Source organism: Echinicola strongylocentroti (assembly GCF_003260975.1).
Lineage (GTDB): Bacteria > Bacteroidota > Bacteroidia > Cytophagales > Cyclobacteriaceae > Echinicola > Echinicola strongylocentroti.
Genome location: NZ_CP030041.1, coordinates 2,306,924 through 2,324,280, shown reverse-complemented (window position 1 = coordinate 2,324,280; position 17,357 = coordinate 2,306,924). Strand labels below are relative to the sequence as shown.

General features: G+C 46.2%; 11 protein-coding genes. 6 read left to right on the top strand and 5 right to left on the bottom strand.

Features of this window, described 5'->3' with window-relative positions; translation table 11 throughout:
- The first annotated feature begins 35 nt into the window (after positions 1 to 35).
- On the top strand, positions 36 to 1,724 hold the full coding sequence (locus DN752_RS08935; RefSeq protein WP_112783623.1) for a ribulokinase: 1,689 nt from the start codon (positions 36 to 38) through the stop codon (positions 1,722 to 1,724).
- A 365-nt stretch (positions 1,725 to 2,089) separates the two neighbouring features.
- On the opposite strand, the gene DN752_RS08930 is transcribed toward DN752_RS08935, so the two are convergent.
- The 3 genes from DN752_RS08930 to DN752_RS08920 all read right to left on the bottom strand — a co-directional run bounded on the left by DN752_RS08930 (position 2,090) and on the right by DN752_RS08920 (position 6,422).
- Positions 2,090 to 2,989 carry a mechanosensitive ion channel family protein gene (locus DN752_RS08930; RefSeq protein WP_112783622.1) on the bottom strand — a complete coding sequence of 300 codons (900 nt, stop codon included), beginning with the start codon at positions 2,987 to 2,989 and terminating at the stop codon, positions 2,090 to 2,092.
- Between the two features lie 909 nt (positions 2,990 to 3,898).
- Positions 3,899 to 5,149, bottom strand: coding sequence for a DEAD/DEAH box helicase (locus DN752_RS08925; protein WP_112783621.1), 1,251 nt, complete (start codon positions 5,147 to 5,149; stop codon positions 3,899 to 3,901).
- 241 nt (positions 5,150 to 5,390) lie between these two features.
- Complete coding sequence (locus tag DN752_RS08920) at positions 5,391 to 6,422, bottom strand: LacI family DNA-binding transcriptional regulator (RefSeq protein WP_112783620.1); 1,032 nt, start codon at positions 6,420 to 6,422, stop codon at positions 5,391 to 5,393.
- Positions 6,423 to 6,575: 153 nt separating this feature from the next.
- On the opposite strand from DN752_RS08920, the gene DN752_RS08915 reads away from it, so the two are divergent.
- The 3 genes from DN752_RS08915 to DN752_RS08905 all read left to right on the top strand — a co-directional run bounded on the left by DN752_RS08915 (position 6,576) and on the right by DN752_RS08905 (position 10,354).
- Positions 6,576 to 7,610, top strand: a complete 1,035-nt coding sequence (locus DN752_RS08915; protein ID WP_112783619.1) for an aldo/keto reductase — start codon at positions 6,576 to 6,578, stop codon at positions 7,608 to 7,610.
- 165 nt (positions 7,611 to 7,775) lie between these two features.
- Positions 7,776 to 9,071 carry an L-fucose:H+ symporter permease gene (gene fucP / locus DN752_RS08910; RefSeq protein ID WP_112783618.1) on the top strand — a complete coding sequence of 432 codons (1,296 nt, stop codon included), beginning with the start codon at positions 7,776 to 7,778 and terminating at the stop codon, positions 9,069 to 9,071.
- 269 nt (positions 9,072 to 9,340) lie between these two features.
- Complete coding sequence (locus DN752_RS08905) at positions 9,341 to 10,354, top strand: zinc-binding alcohol dehydrogenase family protein (protein WP_112783617.1); 1,014 nt, start codon at positions 9,341 to 9,343, stop codon at positions 10,352 to 10,354.
- Positions 10,355 to 10,760: 406 nt separating this feature from the next.
- Here the strand turns inward: DN752_RS08905 and DN752_RS08900 are convergent, their stop codons facing one another.
- Both DN752_RS08900 and DN752_RS08895 read right to left on the bottom strand, forming a co-directional pair.
- Positions 10,761 to 11,351, bottom strand: coding sequence for a response regulator transcription factor (locus DN752_RS08900; protein ID WP_112783616.1), 591 nt, complete (start codon positions 11,349 to 11,351; stop codon positions 10,761 to 10,763).
- A gap of 4 nt (positions 11,352 to 11,355) precedes the next feature.
- Positions 11,356 to 14,517, bottom strand: a complete 3,162-nt coding sequence (locus DN752_RS08895; protein WP_112783615.1) for a ligand-binding sensor domain-containing protein — start codon at positions 14,515 to 14,517, stop codon at positions 11,356 to 11,358.
- A gap of 419 nt (positions 14,518 to 14,936) precedes the next feature.
- On the opposite strand from DN752_RS08895, the gene DN752_RS08890 reads away from it, so the two are divergent.
- Both DN752_RS08890 and DN752_RS08885 read left to right on the top strand, forming a co-directional pair.
- Positions 14,937 to 15,641, top strand: coding sequence for an L-ribulose-5-phosphate 4-epimerase (locus DN752_RS08890; protein ID WP_112783614.1), 705 nt, complete (start codon positions 14,937 to 14,939; stop codon positions 15,639 to 15,641).
- A gap of 88 nt (positions 15,642 to 15,729) precedes the next feature.
- Positions 15,730 to 16,890 (top strand): aldose epimerase family protein, encoded by a 1,161-nt coding sequence (locus DN752_RS08885; protein ID WP_112783613.1) that lies wholly within the window; start codon positions 15,730 to 15,732, stop codon positions 16,888 to 16,890.
- Positions 16,891 to 17,357: the final 467 nt, after the last annotated feature.

The following is a 17,357-nucleotide window of genomic DNA, read 5'->3' as shown; positions in this document are numbered from 1 at the left end:
CCGCTAACGAATAAAGAACAATCAATAACTAGAAGATGAACGATAAATTTGTCATTGGCTTGGATTATGGCTCTGATTCTGTCAGGGCCGTAATCGTCAATACGAGCAATGGGGAAGTAAAGGGCAGCCATGTCTTTTGGTATCCCAGATGGAAGGAAGGAAAATACTGTGATCCTGTAAGCAATCAGTTTCGGCAGCATCCATTGGATCACTTGGAAGGCTTGGAAGAGACCATCCGGGAAGTGATCAAGGAATCCAGTGTGCCTTCTGACCAGATCAAGGGTATTTGTGTGGATACCACAGGTTCTTCCCCCATGGCAGTGGATAAACAGGGCAAACCGCTGGCATTGTCTCCTGAATTTGCTGAAAACCCCAATGCCATGATGGTGCTATGGAAAGACCATACCGCGATCAAAGAAGCTGACGAAATCAATGAGTTGGCCAGGACATGGGGAGGCGAGGATTATACCAAATATGAAGGAGGTATATACTCATCAGAATGGTTCTGGGCAAAGATCCTTCATGTCATCCGTGAAGATGAAGCCGTAGCAGAAGCGGCCTATTCATGGATGGAGCACTGTGATGTGATTACGTCCGAATTGATCGGTTCTGATGACCCATTGGAGCTGAAGCGTAGCCGATGTGCTGCTGGCCACAAAGCCCTATGGCACGAAAGCTGGGATGGCCTTCCTCCAAAGGAATTCCTTTCCAAGCTCGATCCGAGGTTAGCAGATTTGAGAGATCGGCTTTATACCGAGACATTTACTTCCGATTTGCCTGCGGGTAACCTGAGTGAGGAATGGGCCAAGAAATTGGGGCTGAGCACCGATACCGTGGTGTCCGTGGGGACTTTTGATGCCCATGCCGGTGCCGTAGGTGGAGAGGTGACCGAAAATACCCTCGTAAAGGTGATGGGAACATCTACCTGTGATATCATGGTGGCCTCCCATGAAGCCATTGGCGATAATCTGGTGAAGGGCATTTGTGGTCAGGTGGATGGTTCTGTTATTCCGGGGACTGTAGGCCTGGAAGCTGGACAGTCTGGATTTGGTGATGTGTTGGCCTGGTTTAAAAACCTCGTGGTCAAGCCAACTGCGGAACTTATCCGTGCGAGCAATGCGCTTGATGATGCCAAGAAAGAAGCCCTGATCAATGAGATCGATAGCCAACTGTTGATCAAATTATCAGAAGAAGCGATTAACATCCCGCTCTCTGAGACCGCTCCTGTGGCCTTGGACTGGGTGAACGGCAGGAGGACGCCTGATGCCAACCAATCGCTCAAAGGCGCACTTATGGGTCTCAATATGGGGACTGATGCCGCTAGGGTCTTTAAGGCACTGGTGGAGTCGATCTGTTTTGGGTCCAAGAAGATCGTGGACCGCTTCAGGGAAGAAGGCGTGACCATCGATGCGGTGATCGGAATGGGTGGTGTTGCGAAGAAGTCCAAACTGGTGATGCAAACCATGGCCGATGTACTGAACATGCCGATTAAAATCGCTACCTCTGATCAAGCGCCCGCTTTGGGAGCGGCGATGTATGCATCCGTGGCGGCAGGGATCCATCCTGACACCGAGTCGGCAATAGCAGCCATGACCAATGGCTTTGACAAAGTCTATGAGCCGATTCCGGAGAATGTCGCAGTTTATAAAACATTATATGCTAAGTACGCTGATTTTGGAGCCTTTGTGGAAGGCGAAAAATCGGCCGCTCTTGCTGATCAATAAGATGTTGCCCTTAACCTGAGTTCGATCATAAAACAGCTATCAATGCATCATAGCGAATGTAGCGATAGCGGGAAGAAGCAATCTTTTCTTTGAAGACGATTTATGGATTAGGAATCGTAGTAGCCTGTCCCGATGTTGTTGGGAAGAGCTGAAAGTGCAAGGAAATCAGTTAGTTTTCGGTGTAGGCGTTGCGTTGCTACGTCTACACCGAAAACTAAAGTGAAGCGTCTGATTTTGTCCGCCGCGATCAGATTACAATACCTGTGCGTCGTGGAGCAGATAGGGTACTGCAAAAACCGGGTTTAAGAAAGTGTGTCGTAAATCCTCCCAGATAGATTGCTTCATCCAGTCTGTCGCCATATATGTTACTGTTTCTGATCTGTTTGCTGCAACTTCACGGGAAGGTCTTTTTGGCTGCTGTACAGCTTTAGTTCTACAATATCACTTGGCATGGAGAATCCGCCGGTCTCAAGGGCTTCTTTTATCTGTTTCATGATTTCGCCCCTCACCATTACTGCTTCCCGACGAAACTCAAAAGTATTTACCCAGAAAAAGACTTTCAAGTTTACTGTACTGGTGGCCAATTGGTCCTCGGCGACATAGTTTTCATGTATCCCGTCCTGCACCACGGAAGGGTGGCTGTTGATGGTGTCCATAATGACACGCTTGGCGGCTTCTACATCGTCTTCATAGGCAATGCCCACCACAAAATCCCAACGGAAAAAACCATCTTCTGTATAGTTGATCACGGGTTTTTTGAGCACATCACTGTTGGGGATGTACACGTCTCGGCCATCAAAGGTCTTGAGCTTGGTGTACCTGAATTCCAAGGATTTGATCTTCCCGAACAGGTCACCGACTTCCACTGTGTCGTTGACATTAAATGGGCGGCTAAAGGCCAGTATAATACCGCTGATAAAATTCTCACCAATATCCTTAAAGGCAAAGCCAATAATGATGGCTGAGGCACCGATGGAGGTGATCAAAAAAGTGGTGATTTCTCCCAGTCCAGCAATATTCATGGCATAAATAATGGCCAAAAGTAACAAACAGATTTTCACGGTATTGCCCAGAAATCGGCTCATCAGCGGGTCGCTGGACTTTCGCCTGATTCGTGTCCTGGTGATTTCCCCTATCCGGCGGGCGATGAGGTAGCCAATGGCCACAATGATAATCCCTAAAATGATTCCGGGAATACTAGCCAGGAAGTTTTGCCAGGAATCCCTGACCGAGCTGATGATGGTTTGTAGGTCGCCTTGTTCCATAGTTTGTGCACTTTACCCAAAATACTGATTTTTTTCGATTCTAGATGATTTACGCCAGGGCAAACGCATTTAAAAAAAATGTTCCTATTTGCATTTATATCTGCCGTTCCTACGGAACTTACCCTTTTGTGTGTAATCATTTTTGGTGCAGGTTGTCACCTGCACCTTCTATATGACCCTCCGCCAAAGGCGGATTAGGCAGGATGCTCAGTTCCTAACGCATATTCGGGGTTTAACCTCAACCAAATCAACTAATCATTCTTTCAGCCCATTCGGTAAGATAGGCTACTGCGGTTTCCAATGTACAAATCGGGGCAAAGTGCCAGCGGCACGATAAATTTTGTAACCTGCGGATTCATCCGCAGGAACTTAAGCTCTCCTCAACCTCCCGAAGAAGTGCCAGCGGCACGGATGATAGCTATGCCGACACGAAAATTGTTTCCCTTCAAAACACTAAACGCGTTTGCCCTGGATTTACGCTGGGTAAGTTAAGCGGTAATGGGCAGTAGTGGGCGAAGGAATTCATGGACCGATGGGTTTGGTACTCAGGCTCTTGTTCAGTACCTATGGCACTGGTTGGGTGTTGTGTGTACGCTCTGTTACCAAGCTAATGCTCCTAGCGGAACATCCCCGCTGGCCTTCTGTATGCTAAAATGGTTAAGTGGATGGCTTGACTAATGGCGCCATGGCACACAGTTGTGTATCAATTAATTAAAACCTTCCCTTATGCAGGTAAACCTTTTCAAGCAGCCAGCATTTTTTCCTCGGAAGCCTTCAGGGTAGGCTATTGGTGGAAATGATGAAAAAGCGTATCGCCCAGCAGAAAACCTTGGAGTGGCTTCTACTGGGCGATGTCCTTAAGGGTGATCTGAAAGAGCTAATACTGGCCCCTATCAGTAAAGGCGTTATTTATCTTCTTCCTGATCCACCCCTGTTGTTTTTTCTGCTGGCAAAGAATTCTTGCTTTCTGCGCTGCTTTTCTTTGTTGAATTCTTTTTTCTCCTGAGCGGTCATCGGTTTGTCCGTTTGGGGAAAGGGGTGGTCATTGATGACGGTGATTTTTTTGTTGGCCAGTTTTTCTATGGCTTTTACATCTGCATTTTCCTCTGGTTCGCAGAGTGAAATAGCGTTTCCTTCTTCCCCTGCTCTTCCAGAGCGGCCAATACGGTGGATATAGGTTTCAGGAGTGTCTGGAATATCAAAATTGATGACATATTTAAGCTTGTCAATGTCAATGCCCCTAGCTGCAATATCCGTGGCCACTAGGATACGTAGTTTGCCATCTTTGAAATCACTGAGTACCCGTTGACGTTGGTTTTGGGCCTTGTCACCATGGATGGCAGCCGCTTTTATATGCTGTTTCTTGAGGTCCCGCACGATCCTGTCAGCACCGTGCTTGGTGCGCGAAAACAGCAAAACCTGATCCATCCCTTCTTTTTCCAAAATATGGATCAGTAGGGATTTTTTACTGCTTTTGTTAGTGTAGTAGAGGTATTGTTGGATGGTCTCCGCAGTGGATGAAACAGGTGTGACTTCTACCTTGTGTGGGTTGTTCAGTATCTCCTTGGACAGTTGGAGGATATTGTCCGGCATGGTGGCCGAAAAGAAAAGGGATTGGCGTTTTTTGGGAAGGATTTTGAGGAGCTTTTTGATATCATTGATAAAGCCCATGTCCAGCATCCGGTCCGCCTCATCCAGTACAAATAAGTCGATGTCCTTTAGACTGATATGACCTTGGTTGATCAGGTCAAGGAGCCTCCCTGGGGTAGCTACAAGAATATGTACACCCTTGTTCAGTTGATTGACTTGAGCTCCTTGTTTTACACCACCAAAAATCACTGTATGCTTGATATTGGTATATTTGGCGTATTCTTCAATATTTTCACCAATCTGAATGGCCAGTTCCCTCGTCGGTGTGACGATTAGTGAACGGATCTTGGGCCTTGATTCATTGGCATAGGGTGCTTCGTGGATATGCTGGATGATGGGAATGGCAAAGGCGGCTGTTTTTCCAGTACCAGTCTGGGCGCATCCCAAAACGTCTTTGCCCTGAATGATAAATGGAATGGCCTGTTCTTGGATAGAGGTAGGTTCACTATAGTTTTTGTCCTCTAATGCATCTAATATGGGAGGAATGATCCTCAGGTCTTTAAATTTCATAGTGTTATGATAAGGGGTATTCCCGGGCAGGTCAACAATCGAGTGCAGGATTTGCTTTTGGGCCTAATTTATGGCCGAAACCGACAAAATCTCCGGATATGGATGGATAAATATGTTTATGTTTTCCGGCTATTTGCACTCTGCCGGTAGTGTTCTATTGAGCAAAGGTACCAAAAGTTATGGAAGCATATGCTTTATTTTTAAGGAAGTTCGCTGTTCCTAGAGAGATAATGGTCCATGGTCATGGAGTAATAGTTGATTTTTGTTGGGAAGAGGCCCTAATATGTAGGGAGGTGTTGAGGACTATTTTCTTTTGGATAGGCTTTTCTTCTTCGATTTGTTCGAGGATTAGTTTGGCAGCATTGCGGCCGATCTCATGTGTGGGGTGGGCCACGGAAGTGAGGTTGGGCTCGACGACGGTAGCGTGGAACTCATCCGAAAAACCTGCCAGTAGCACATCATCTGGGATCTTTAGGCCAAATGTTTTGATAGCCTTCATGGTGGCGAAGATAACGGTGTCATTTACCCCGAGGATGGCATCTGGCCGCTGGGGAAGGCGAAGAAGCCCTGTGATGGCTTTTTCTGCACTTTCTGTAGAGAGGTCTGTATGTACCAAGTACTTTTCGTCATACGGGATGCCTACTTCTTCTAGGCCTTTAAGGAAGCCTTCTGCTCTTTCTTTTACGATGTTCAGGTGCTTTGGTCCCGTGATATGGGCGAGAGTACGGGCGCCATTGGCATGGAAGTGTGTTGTGATGTCCTTGGCCATGGAGACATTGTCCACGACCACTGTGGAAACCTCTTTTTCTAAACACACCCTGTCAAAAAACACCAAGGGAACGTGGTGTTCCATTACTTTTCTAAAGTGCTCTCTGTTGTTACTGTTTTGTGCCAAACAGACGATAAGGCCATCGATGCGTAAGTTAAGCAGATTGTTGACACATTCGATTTCCTTTTCCATCGATTCCTTTGAGGATGAGATGACGATATAATAGCCAGATTGCTGAAGCTCGTCTTCGATTCCGGAAATAATGGAGGAGAAGAAATAGGTCACCAGATCGGGGACGATCACTCCGATTACCCGAGTCTGCTGACGGAGGAGCCCCATGGCGAGCGGATTAGGGATGTAATTCCACTTTTGGGCGAGGGCCTGTATTCTCTTGGTAAGGTTTTTATCGATGTCAGGATGGTCTTTTAGTGCCCTGCTTACTGTTGAAATGGACACTCCCAGTTCATTGGCCAGGTCTTTCAGTGTTACCCTTTTTTTCTTCATAATGTAAAAAAAATAAAATTATTTTGACCTGCAAAGCTTCTCGCAAACCTTTGCAGGTACTTGCTTTTCCATGAGAATTGGCAGGGGTATTTTTTTGACCAAAAATATGGTTAAATTGGAGTGTTTTTCCCAAAATGAGAAGGAATAAAGAGTATGAAATTAAGACCATTAGGTAACACAGGAATCAAAGTACCATCCATCGTTTTTGGCACCAGTACACTGGGCAATTTGTTTACAGCCCTTGATCCAAAAGAAAAAGAAGCCATTGTAAAAGAGAGCATTCGCCATACCCAGCCACAGACTTTTTTCGATTCGGCAGGAAAGTATGGAGCCGGTCTGGCCTTGGAATCCTTGGGCAATGCCCTGAACGCATTAAACGTGCCCAAAGACCAAGTAGTGGTCAGCAACAAACTAGGCTGGGTGAGAAGCCCGCTGGTAGGGGATGAGCCGCAGTTTGAGAAAGGCGTATGGCGAGACCTGAAGCATGATGCGGTCCAAAAAATCAGCTATAATGGCATATTGGAGTGTTTTGAAGAAGGCAATGAACTGCTACAGGGGTATTCCACACAACTGGCATCTGTCCATGATCCTGATGAATACTTGGCCAAAGCCACTTCTGCTGAGGAGGAAAAAGCCCTTTTTGAAGATGTCTTGGAAGCCTACAGGGCTTTGGAGGATTTAAAGAAAAAAGGCTTGGTAAAAGGAATTGGCGTGGGCGCAAAAGATTGGAAGGTCATTCCGAGGATCTATGAGCATATCAAGTTGGATTGGGTGATGTTTGCCAATAGCATGACCATCCATTCCCACCCACAAGAATTATTGCAGTTTATGCAGAAGTTGTCCGATGATGGTGTCGGTATTCTGAATTCTGCTGTCTTCCAATCCGGTTTTTTGGTGGGGGGAGATTATTACGATTACCAATTGATCAAGCCTGATTCACCAGAGAATAAGGCCCGCTTTGAGTGGAGAGAGCAATTCTTTGCTCTCTGTAAGGAATTTGAAATACCACCAGCACATGCCTGTGTACAGTTTGGACTGTCTGCTCCGGGAGTGGCCTGTGTCGCACTTAGCACCTCTGACCCTGCCAAGGTGAAAAGGAATGTGGACGCGACGGAAAAAACCTTGCCTGCTGAATTTTGGGCAGCAATGCATGAAAGAGGATTGCTGCACGAGCACAGTCCTTTATAAATGGTAGTAAATTGATAAATTACAGCTGTTGCAGACAGTGGGAGTTTACATTTGACGAGAATGAAGACAAGTCCCGATTTGCGTCAAGTCGAACACCGACTACCACCGTCCCAATAACCATTAACTAAATAACGTAGTAACCAAATAACCAATAACTATAAATTCATGAATAACCCATCAAAAACGGCCTTGGTATCGAAAGCGACCCTGTGGCCATTTATACTCCTTACCAGTCTCTTCTTGCTTTGGGGACTGGCCAATAATATGACAGATACGTTGCTGGCGGCATTCAAGAAAATCCTCAGCATGAGCGATACGCAGACCAGTCTGATCCAATTGGCTTTTTATGGTGCCTATTTCTGCTTGGCCTTGCCAGCGGCGATATACATCAAGAAATACACCTATAAATCTGGCGTATTGCTAGGACTAGGCTTGTTTGCCGTTGGAGGATTGTTGTTTTATCCCGCCAGCATTACCATGTCCTACGGATTCTTCCTTTTTGCTTTGTATGTTTTGGCAGGAGGTCTGTCCATCTTGGAGACGTCTGCCAATCCTTATATCATGGTAATGGGGCCAGAAGCCTCGGCCACAAGACGTCTTAACCTTGCTCAGTCTTTTAACCCCGTAGGCTCTATCATTGGAGTATTACTGAGCAAACTCTTTATTCTTTCCCAGCTGAATGTGGCGGAGGCAGATGAGAGAAGTAAAATGACAATAGAGCAGTTGCAGCAGGTAAGGCAAGCAGAGTTGGATGCAGTGATGAGTACCTATGTTGGGGTTGCGCTGTTTTTGGTGCTGATGTGGGTATTGATCAAATTCACCAAAATGCCAACTGCCTCAGAAGGAGGTCTTCAGGATTCTCTAGGAAATGGTCTAAAACGGCTTTTGGGCAATAAAAATTATGTCTTTGGGGTATTGGCGCAGTTTTTTTACGTGGGTGCGCAAATTGGGATTTGGTCCTATACCATCCGTTATGTCATGATAGAGCTTGATATGAACGAAAGCGATGCCTCAGATTATTATCTCGCAGCGATTGTATTGTTTACGGTGAGCCGTTTCTTGTTTACTGCTTTGATGAAATTCGTACGGCCTAGCTTGCTGATGGCCATCTCTGCTATGGGTGCTATTGCGCTGACCATGGTCGTGATCTTCGGAAATGGCATGGTAGGGTCTGTTGCGCTGGTGTGCATTTCAGGGTGTATGTCCCTCATGTTCCCGACCATTTATGGGCTTGCTGCGGAAGGCCTAGGTGATGACACCAAACTGGGTGGATCTGGGTTGATCATGGCCATTTTGGGTGGTGCTATATTCCCATTTATCCAAGGATTGGTTTCCGATGGTCTGGACAGTATTCACCTTTCATTCTTTGTCCCTGCAGCTTGTTATTTGGTAGTAGTAGCCTATGGGCTTTACCATTACAAACACAAGAAAGAGATCCCTGCAATGGCAGCAGGAGATTGATAGGAATTTAAATTAAAAATAAGGGCATGTGGGAGCAAAACAGTGTATTGCTTCCACATGCCCTGTTTTATAAGGTTCAATAATTGTTGGAATGCAACACCCGAAAGGGCAGGATGGAACGAAGTAAGGAGTTAATGACCTTTGGGAGACTTTTGGGTTTGGTCAAGCGTCAAAAGGTACCAAAGGCAGAAACATCAGTTCTGTCAACTACATTTGGTACCGTTCCCATACCTGAATTATCCAATAACTAAATATCCAATAACCAACTTATGAAAATACTAACCTGTACAGCGCCAGGAAATTTTGACTGTAGCGAAGGAGAAAAGCCTTCACTAACGTCAGGAAGAGCGATTATAAAGATCAAGCGCATTGGGATATGTGGCACGGACCTTCATGCTTTTGAGGGTACGCAGCCTTTTTTTAGCTATCCGCGGGTGCTGGGGCATGAGCTGGCCGGTGAATTGGTAGAAGCCGATGGGGCTGATGGCTTTTCACCTGGAGACCTGGTGACCATTATTCCGTACTTTAACTGTGGCACATGTGTGGCCTGCAAGGCGGGTAAGCCAAACTGCTGTGCCACGATCAGTGTCTTTGGCGTGCATGAAGATGGAGGGATGAAAGAATATATTACTGTGCCCTCTTCGTCTTTGGTCAAACAAGAAGGACTCACTCTTGACCAGCTGGCTTTGGCCGAGCCATTGGCCATCGGAGCGCATGGCGTGAGAAGAGCAGGAGTGCGGCCAGGAGAATTTGTGGTGGTAATGGGAGCCGGCCCGATCGGTCTTGGGGTGATGGAGTTTGCGCGGATTGCCGGAGGAGAAGTAATTGCCATGGACATTAACGAGGATCGCTTGGCCTTCTGCCGCGAAACACTTGGCATCGAGCACACAGTCAATGCCAAAGGTGATTACAAAGCAGCAATCGAGGAAATTACAGGCGGAAGTTTTGCCGAATCCGTCATCGATGCCACGGGTAGCTCGGTCGCTATTCACAATGGCTTTGGGCTGATGGCACATGGTGGAAGGTATGTATTGGTAGGCTTGCAAAAAGGCCCCATTGAGTTTAACCATCCGGAGTTTCACAAACGGGAATCGACCCTGATGAGCAGTAGAAATGCCACCAGAGAGGATTTTGATACTGTACTGAAGGCATTGAAAGAACATCAAGTGAAAGCAGCTTCCTATATTACCCATCAGGTGGACTTTGACCAAGTGAAAGCTGATTTTGCTTCTTGGCTAGATCCGGCAAATAAGGTCATCAAGGCAATGGTGAGGCTGTCTTAGGCATCCATAAATCAGGTTAAAAACTCCATGCTCGTGTTTCCGCAGCGCAGCTGTCGGGACAATAATAGTAGTCAGGCTACCGCATGTATGTTGATGAAAATCTATATTTTATTGATGTCTGTAAATTCACATAGGGCATAGGGCGGTTTCAAATTCCCATTATCTCGATTCGGAAATACAACTCACGAACAGCAAAATTTATGTATTAACCTGAGCTCGACTTAATTTTAGTATTAAAAGCGAACCCTTTTAAGGAGGATGTGGGTTGGAAAAGGGTGTGGCAACTCGCCGCGGCGAGCTGCCACGGCTTCCAGCCCTCAAATCTCCCTCTAAGCCTCGCAGTGTATGTTCCGACCACTGTACGGAAACGATTTTATAATCGAACTGAGGTAAATAAGAATTGGCCTTACGTGTAAATTAGTTTGATGACCTCCGAGGTGTTGTTACAGCCTGTTTTGGCCAAGATGTTATTGCGGTGTTTGGCGGCTGTGGTAGGGCTGATGAAAAGCTGCTCGGCAATTTCAGCACTGGTTTTCCCTTCTGCTATTAAGGCAATGATCTCACGTTCGCGCTGGGTGAGCTTTTGGTAAATTTCATTTTCCTCCAAGTGGAGGGCTTTTTGCTCAAAATTGGCGAAAGCCAAATCGATGGCAATTTGGACACTTCGTTCGTTGTAGGGTTTGGTGAGAAAGGAAGAAGGGGCGGTAGCGATCGCCCTTTGTACCGTTTTATTGTCCGAAAAGGCCGAGATATAGATGATGGGAGTTTTTTTATATTGAAGGATGGCCTGTACAGTTTCGATGCCGTCCTTGTCCCCGTTGATATTGATGTCACACAGCACCAGGTCTACGTGATTGTCACAAAATAGCTCGAGGGCTTTGTCCCCATTATTGGCGATTCCAATGTTTTTATAGCCCATGTCCTCGAGCAAGTAGGAAAGGTCTTTGGCAATGAGCATTTCGTCTTCTATGATCAGTACTTTTTTGGTGTTTTCCATCGCTTTATTTCTTGAAAATAAGTTGGATTTTAGTGTTTTCGCCTTCTGAGATATCCAGTTTCCCATGCAGCTGCAGCACCAGTGACCGGATCATACTCCACCCAAAAGAGTGGGACTCCCTAATGGTGGAAGCGGTAAGTCCCCGCCCATTGTCCCAAAAGGTAAAATGAACGATTTGCTCTTCCAATCGCAAGGAGAGGTGGATCTCGATCTTTTCTTTCTGAACATGCTTGAAAGAATTGGTGATCAACTCATTCAGGATCAATCCCAGCGGAATGGCTTTGTCCAGTCCTAAGGAGAAATCATCTCCTGTAAAATCATACTGAAAAGCTTTGTACCTGCTTTTGAAGGCTGCTTCTATCTGGTCAAATAGATCATTGATGTAGTTTTTGCAGTTGACTTGGGAATCATCGTCAGTGACATATAATTTCTGGTGAAGAAGGGACAATGCCTGCATCCGCATCCTTCCATCGATCAGGGCCACTTTGGCGTTTTTGTCCTTGACACTTCTGCTTTGAAGGTTGAGGATACTGGAGACGAGCTGGAGGTTGTTTTTGACACGGTGGTTCAGTTCGCGCAGGAGACTTTCGATCCGCTGGTTTTTTTGTTGTAAGCTGTCGTGCTGTACTTCTATCTGCTCTTTCTGTAGCTGGATTTCGGCAGTGCGCTGTACCACGAGGTTTTCGAGTCGTTCTTTATTTTGCGAAATGCGCTGGTATTGGTAAAGAATTACGCCTAGCAATGCAATCGTAAATAGGGTCTTGAACCACCAAGTCAAGTACCAAGGCGGTAAGATCGTGACGGCAATACTGGCATTCTCAGTGGACCAAAAGCCATCGTTATTACAGGCTTTGACCTGGAAAGTATAATTGCCCGGGGGTAAATTGGTGTAGGTAGTACTTCGGTTGGAAGTGACTGGTCGCCAGGTTTTGTCATAGCCATAAAGCCGGTACTGGAATTTATTCTTGTGGCCATTGACCAGGTTTAGGGCAGTGAAGTGGAAGGAAATGACTGACTGCTCATGGTCAAAGGTGATGGCTTCAGTGTAAGGGATGGCCTTCTGCAATATCCCCGAGGAATCCCCAGGAGTTATCGGGGTGTTGAACAAGTCAATTCCTGTAATCTGAACGTTGGGCGGACTGGTATTTTCAGGAATCCTAAGCGGGTCAAAATATTCCAGACCACTGGATGACCCAAAGAACAGCCTTCCGTCATCGTCCTTGTAGGCAGCGCGGAAGATAAAGTAATTGTCCATTAACCCGTCCTGTTGGTTGTAATTCCTGAATTCATCTGCTGCGTTCATCATGGAGATACCCTCCGCAGTAGCTATCCAAAGGTTATGCTGGGTGTCTTCAAGTGTGGAGCTGATGACATTGCTCGGTAGGCCATCGCGCGTGTAATAATTCGTGAAGGTCTTATTCTCCACGTTGAACTTACTTAGTCCAAGCTCGGTGCTTACCCACAGGTTGCCCAGATGATCTTCTGAGATATGGTTGATTTTATTGTTGGTGAGGCTTTGGGGATTGTTTTCTTCGTGGGCAAACTTGGTGAAGCTGCTGTCTTTTTCATTAAGGAGGTTAAGCCCTCCCTGACTGCCCACCCAAATCCGGTGCTGGCTGTCCTCAAAAATGTAGGAGATAAATTCATCGTGGTTGTCCCCTTGGATAAGCCTGTCACTGAGTGGGAAAGGAACTGCCGTTTGGGTCTCAGGATTCCAGATAAAAAGCCCTTTTTCTGAGTTGCCAATCCATGTTCTCCCTTGGCTATCATGCAAGATCGGAAGGTTGAATTCCGGAAAAAACTCTCCAGAAGGCGTCTTGTGCTGAAGTGGGCGGAGGGTTTTGGTGCGGTGGTTCCATTCATAGACAAAGTGCGCCCAGGTAGCAATCCAGTAGATGTCTTCACTGATCCTGGTGATCATGGCCAATCTGTTGACACTGCTTTGATCACCTTTTTTGATGGTGTATTTTTCTGTCTTTCCCGTTTTGAAATTCCTGACAAAAAGCCCAGCGTAAGTGGTGAACAGGTACTCGTCTTCATCGTGCTGGATCATGCTGGATACACGGGAATAGTATTTGTCCGTCGCATCAGGGATAAGTCGGAGGGAGTTGAATTTGTGGTAGTGGGGATGATACTGGAAGACACCTTCGTTATATACTGCCACCCAAAGGCTTCCATCCCGTCCTGCACTTACTTTATAGATATTGTCTCCTTGGAGCTTGTTGGGGTTGGAGCGGTCTGACCGGATGCGCTCAAACGTTTCCTTTTTGATGTCCAGCACATTTAGCCCATCCAAGGTACCGACGAATAACTTGCCAGGATGGTCAGGGTGATGCTCAATGGAGAAGATAACATCATGACTGATCATGGAAGGAGCTGAGGAGGATTGGTAGTGGGTAAATCGACCAGAAGGCAGATGAAACTTGTCCAGGCCTTCGCCAGTCCCGATCCATAAGGTGCCTTTGGGATACTCTTGAAGGTCATAAATATAGAAATGGCTCAGGCTTTGGGGATCATCAGCTGCATGCTGAATACCGGAAAACTCCATGGTCTCTAAATCCAAGAAGTTCAGTCCGTTTCCGGTGGCGATAAAAAGCTGTGACTGGTCTGCTGACAGTTTGATCTGACGAATGGTGCTGCTGAACAGCCCATCCTCAGTGCTGTATCGGGTAAACTGACCGCTGGAAGGAGCATACTTGCAGAGTCCATTGCTGGTGCCCAACCAGATATTGCCGTTAGGATCTTCGGCGATCCCCCTGACTCGGTCATCGCTAAGGCTGTTGGGGTTATTTTCTTTGTACGAAAAGTTGGTGAATCGATCCGTTCTTGGGTCATATTTACTGACACCACCTCCATATGTTCCCGCCCATATATTGCTATTGCTGTCTTCAAAAAGCACCCAGATAAAATCAAATGCCAATGAGGCGCTGTCGCCTACCTCATGGGTATAATGCCCGAAATTCTGCCCATCAAATTTCCAAAGGCCATTTTCACCAGCTATCCATACATATCCACTTTCACTGTGGAGGATGTCATAGGGAAAAGGCTGGTTGATCCCCTGATCGGCACCATAAGCCCTAAAGACAGGGAGGGACGCTTGGGGGAAGGCAGTGTGGGCAAAAATGGACAGAAATAGGCACCAGTAATAAGGTATGACTTTTTGCATGGGTAAAATTTGCAAAGTGTAGCTTCATAATCAATACTTAATTTAGTGTATTTATAGATGAAAATGGAGCAGTTGTTGTGTTTCTTGTAGGATTGTTTTTTGTTGGGGAAAATAACTCTCCTAGGTTTTTGCGTAAATTGTAGAATAAAATTATCTCGCCTGGGATGATGACGAATCTACGAAGTGCAGATAATTTATTTCAAAGCGTGTAAATTAGACCTGTTTTGTTATCCTTGAGGGCGGTCTTAAGTCTGTTGAGTTTATGAAGTCGTCCATTTCATTTTGATAAATTAAGGGTAGAGTCTAGTAGTTGCCTTTTCAATGATACGATAGTAATAAGTGTAATATTTACAAATATTATTTTTAACTTGTGGGTTGTTAAGCAATGAGACATTCACAACCCATAAAATAATTAACCAATGAGTAGATTCCTTGAGCTAAAGCGAGAATGCTACGAAGCCAATATGCAGCTTCCCGCGCTGGACTTGGTCGTGTATACTTTTGGCAATGTCAGTGCCGTAGATAGAAAAGAAGGTGTTTTTGCGATCAAGCCCAGTGGTGTGGCGTATGAAGAACTAAAGGTGGAAGATATCGTGATTTGTGATTTTGAGGCGAAGATCGTGGAAGGCGAGATGCGTCCTTCTTCCGATACCAAAACCCATGCTTACCTGTATAAGGAATGGGGAAATATTGGAGGAATTGTCCACACCCATTCGCTTTACGGTGTGTCTTGGGCGCAGGCGCAGATGGACGTGCCGATTTTTGGCACTACGCATGCTGATCACCTGACCAAGGACATTCCATGTGCTCCTCCCATGGCTGATGAGCTGATCGAAGGAGATTATGAGCACATGACAGGGAAGCAGATTTTGGATTGTTTTGCAGAGAAAGGCTTGGACTATGAGGAAGTGGAAATGATCCTAGTGGGGAGCCACGGGCCGTTCACCTGGGGGAAATCAGCAGCCAAGGCAGTTTATAATAGCAAGGTCTTGGAAGAAGTAGCAAAAATGGCCTATCTTACCCTGCAAATAAATCCTAATGCTGCACGCTTAAAAGAGGCTTTGATCAAAAAGCACTATGAGCGCAAGCACGGTAAGGATGCTTACTATGGACAAGGCTGCTAAGAAGTACGAGGTATGAAGTGCCGAGTAGCAAGGCCATAGATCAAAGAACAATGACTAGTGATATAATCCAAATAACTAAATAAAACCTATGAACCTATTAAAGTTGAATGCTATTGGTGCCGTAGTACTTGCTGCTGCGTTATCTTTTTACGCTTGTAACCCAAAATCATCAGAGAAGTCATCCAAAGAGGTCACCGCCCAATCTCCAGACAGTGGGCTAAGTATTTCTGAGGCCAGTGCTACCGTAGAAGGTAAGGAAGCCCAGATCTATACGCTAAAAAACAGCAATGGAGTGGAAGTGGATATCTCCAACTATGGTGGAGTGATCACACGACTGGTGGTGCCGGATAAGGCAGGAAACCTGGAAAATGTGGTACTTCATTATCAGGATTTGGAGGGGTACAGTACCAGTACCAATTATTTTGGCTCCACGGTAGGCCGCTATGCCAATAGGATCGCCAAAGGAAAATTCGAACTGGACGGAGAAGAATATACCTTGGCCACCAATGATGGAGCTCACCATCTGCACGGTGGTGACAAGGGCTTCAACAAGGTGTTTTGGGAAGCCAAGACGATCGAGAACCCAGCAAAAGTAGGCCTTTCATTGACATATGTAAGTGCTGATGGAGAGGAAGGTTATCCTGGAGAGCTGACCACGATCGTTACGTTCAGCTTGGACAATGACAACAACTTAGAGGTGGCATTCGAAGCAGTGACGACAAAAGCTACGATCGTTAACCTGACGCATCACGGATATTTTAACCTGAGCGGGCTGAAGGAAAATATTCTAGGACATGAGTTGACCTTGTATGCCAATCACTACACTCCGGTGGACGAAACGCTGATTCCTACTGGAGAAGTGGCGCCGGTAAAGGGAACCCCATTTGACTTCACTACTGCACACCAGATCGGTGAGCGTATCGAGCAGGTAAAAGGTGGCTACGACCATAACTATGTCGTAAAGGCCGAAGCGGATGGTCAAATGACCAAAATGGCCGAGCTCTATCATGCCGGGTCAGGTAGGGTGATGGAGTTATATGCAGATTCTCCTGCAGTACAGTTTTATTCCGGCAACTTCCTTGATGGAACCATCACCGTGGACGGGGTCTCTTACGATCAGTATTTTGGACTTTGCCTGGAGCCGCAGACTTTCCCAAATTCTCCCAATGAGGAGAGCTTTCCTTCGGCGAGGTTAAACCCCGGAGAAACTTACAGCCATAACATCAAATACCACTTTGGTGTGAAGTAATATAGCCCAACCTGGAAGAGGTGAAATAAGCCCATCGATCAAGTAAAAATAGAGAAAACCCCAGCACGCTGAAAGGAGGCTGCTGGGGTTTTCTAATTAAATCGCCTTTAACCCGGAATATGCATTAGCCTATCTATTGCGGTCTGAAACTGCTTCAAAATCAGTTGCTTCGCTGCTGTTTTCGATTTCACCATAGCTGTGCTATGCCTCAATCTCCAAACAGTCTGATTTTCTTGCAGTTTCAAACCTTCCCGATAGCTATCGGGACAGGCGATGACGATTCCTAATGCATAAACCGGGTTGAAGCAGCTTAAGCGCACAGCAGATAGCCGTTGTTCCGACAGCTGAGCTGCGGAACCGCTAGCATGGAGTTTTTTACCTCCATACCACCTACATCGGTTTTTTTTTGATCATGTTACCAGCTACACTTTTCTCTATGAGGAATTAGTAAGCCAAGCGAGGGGCGG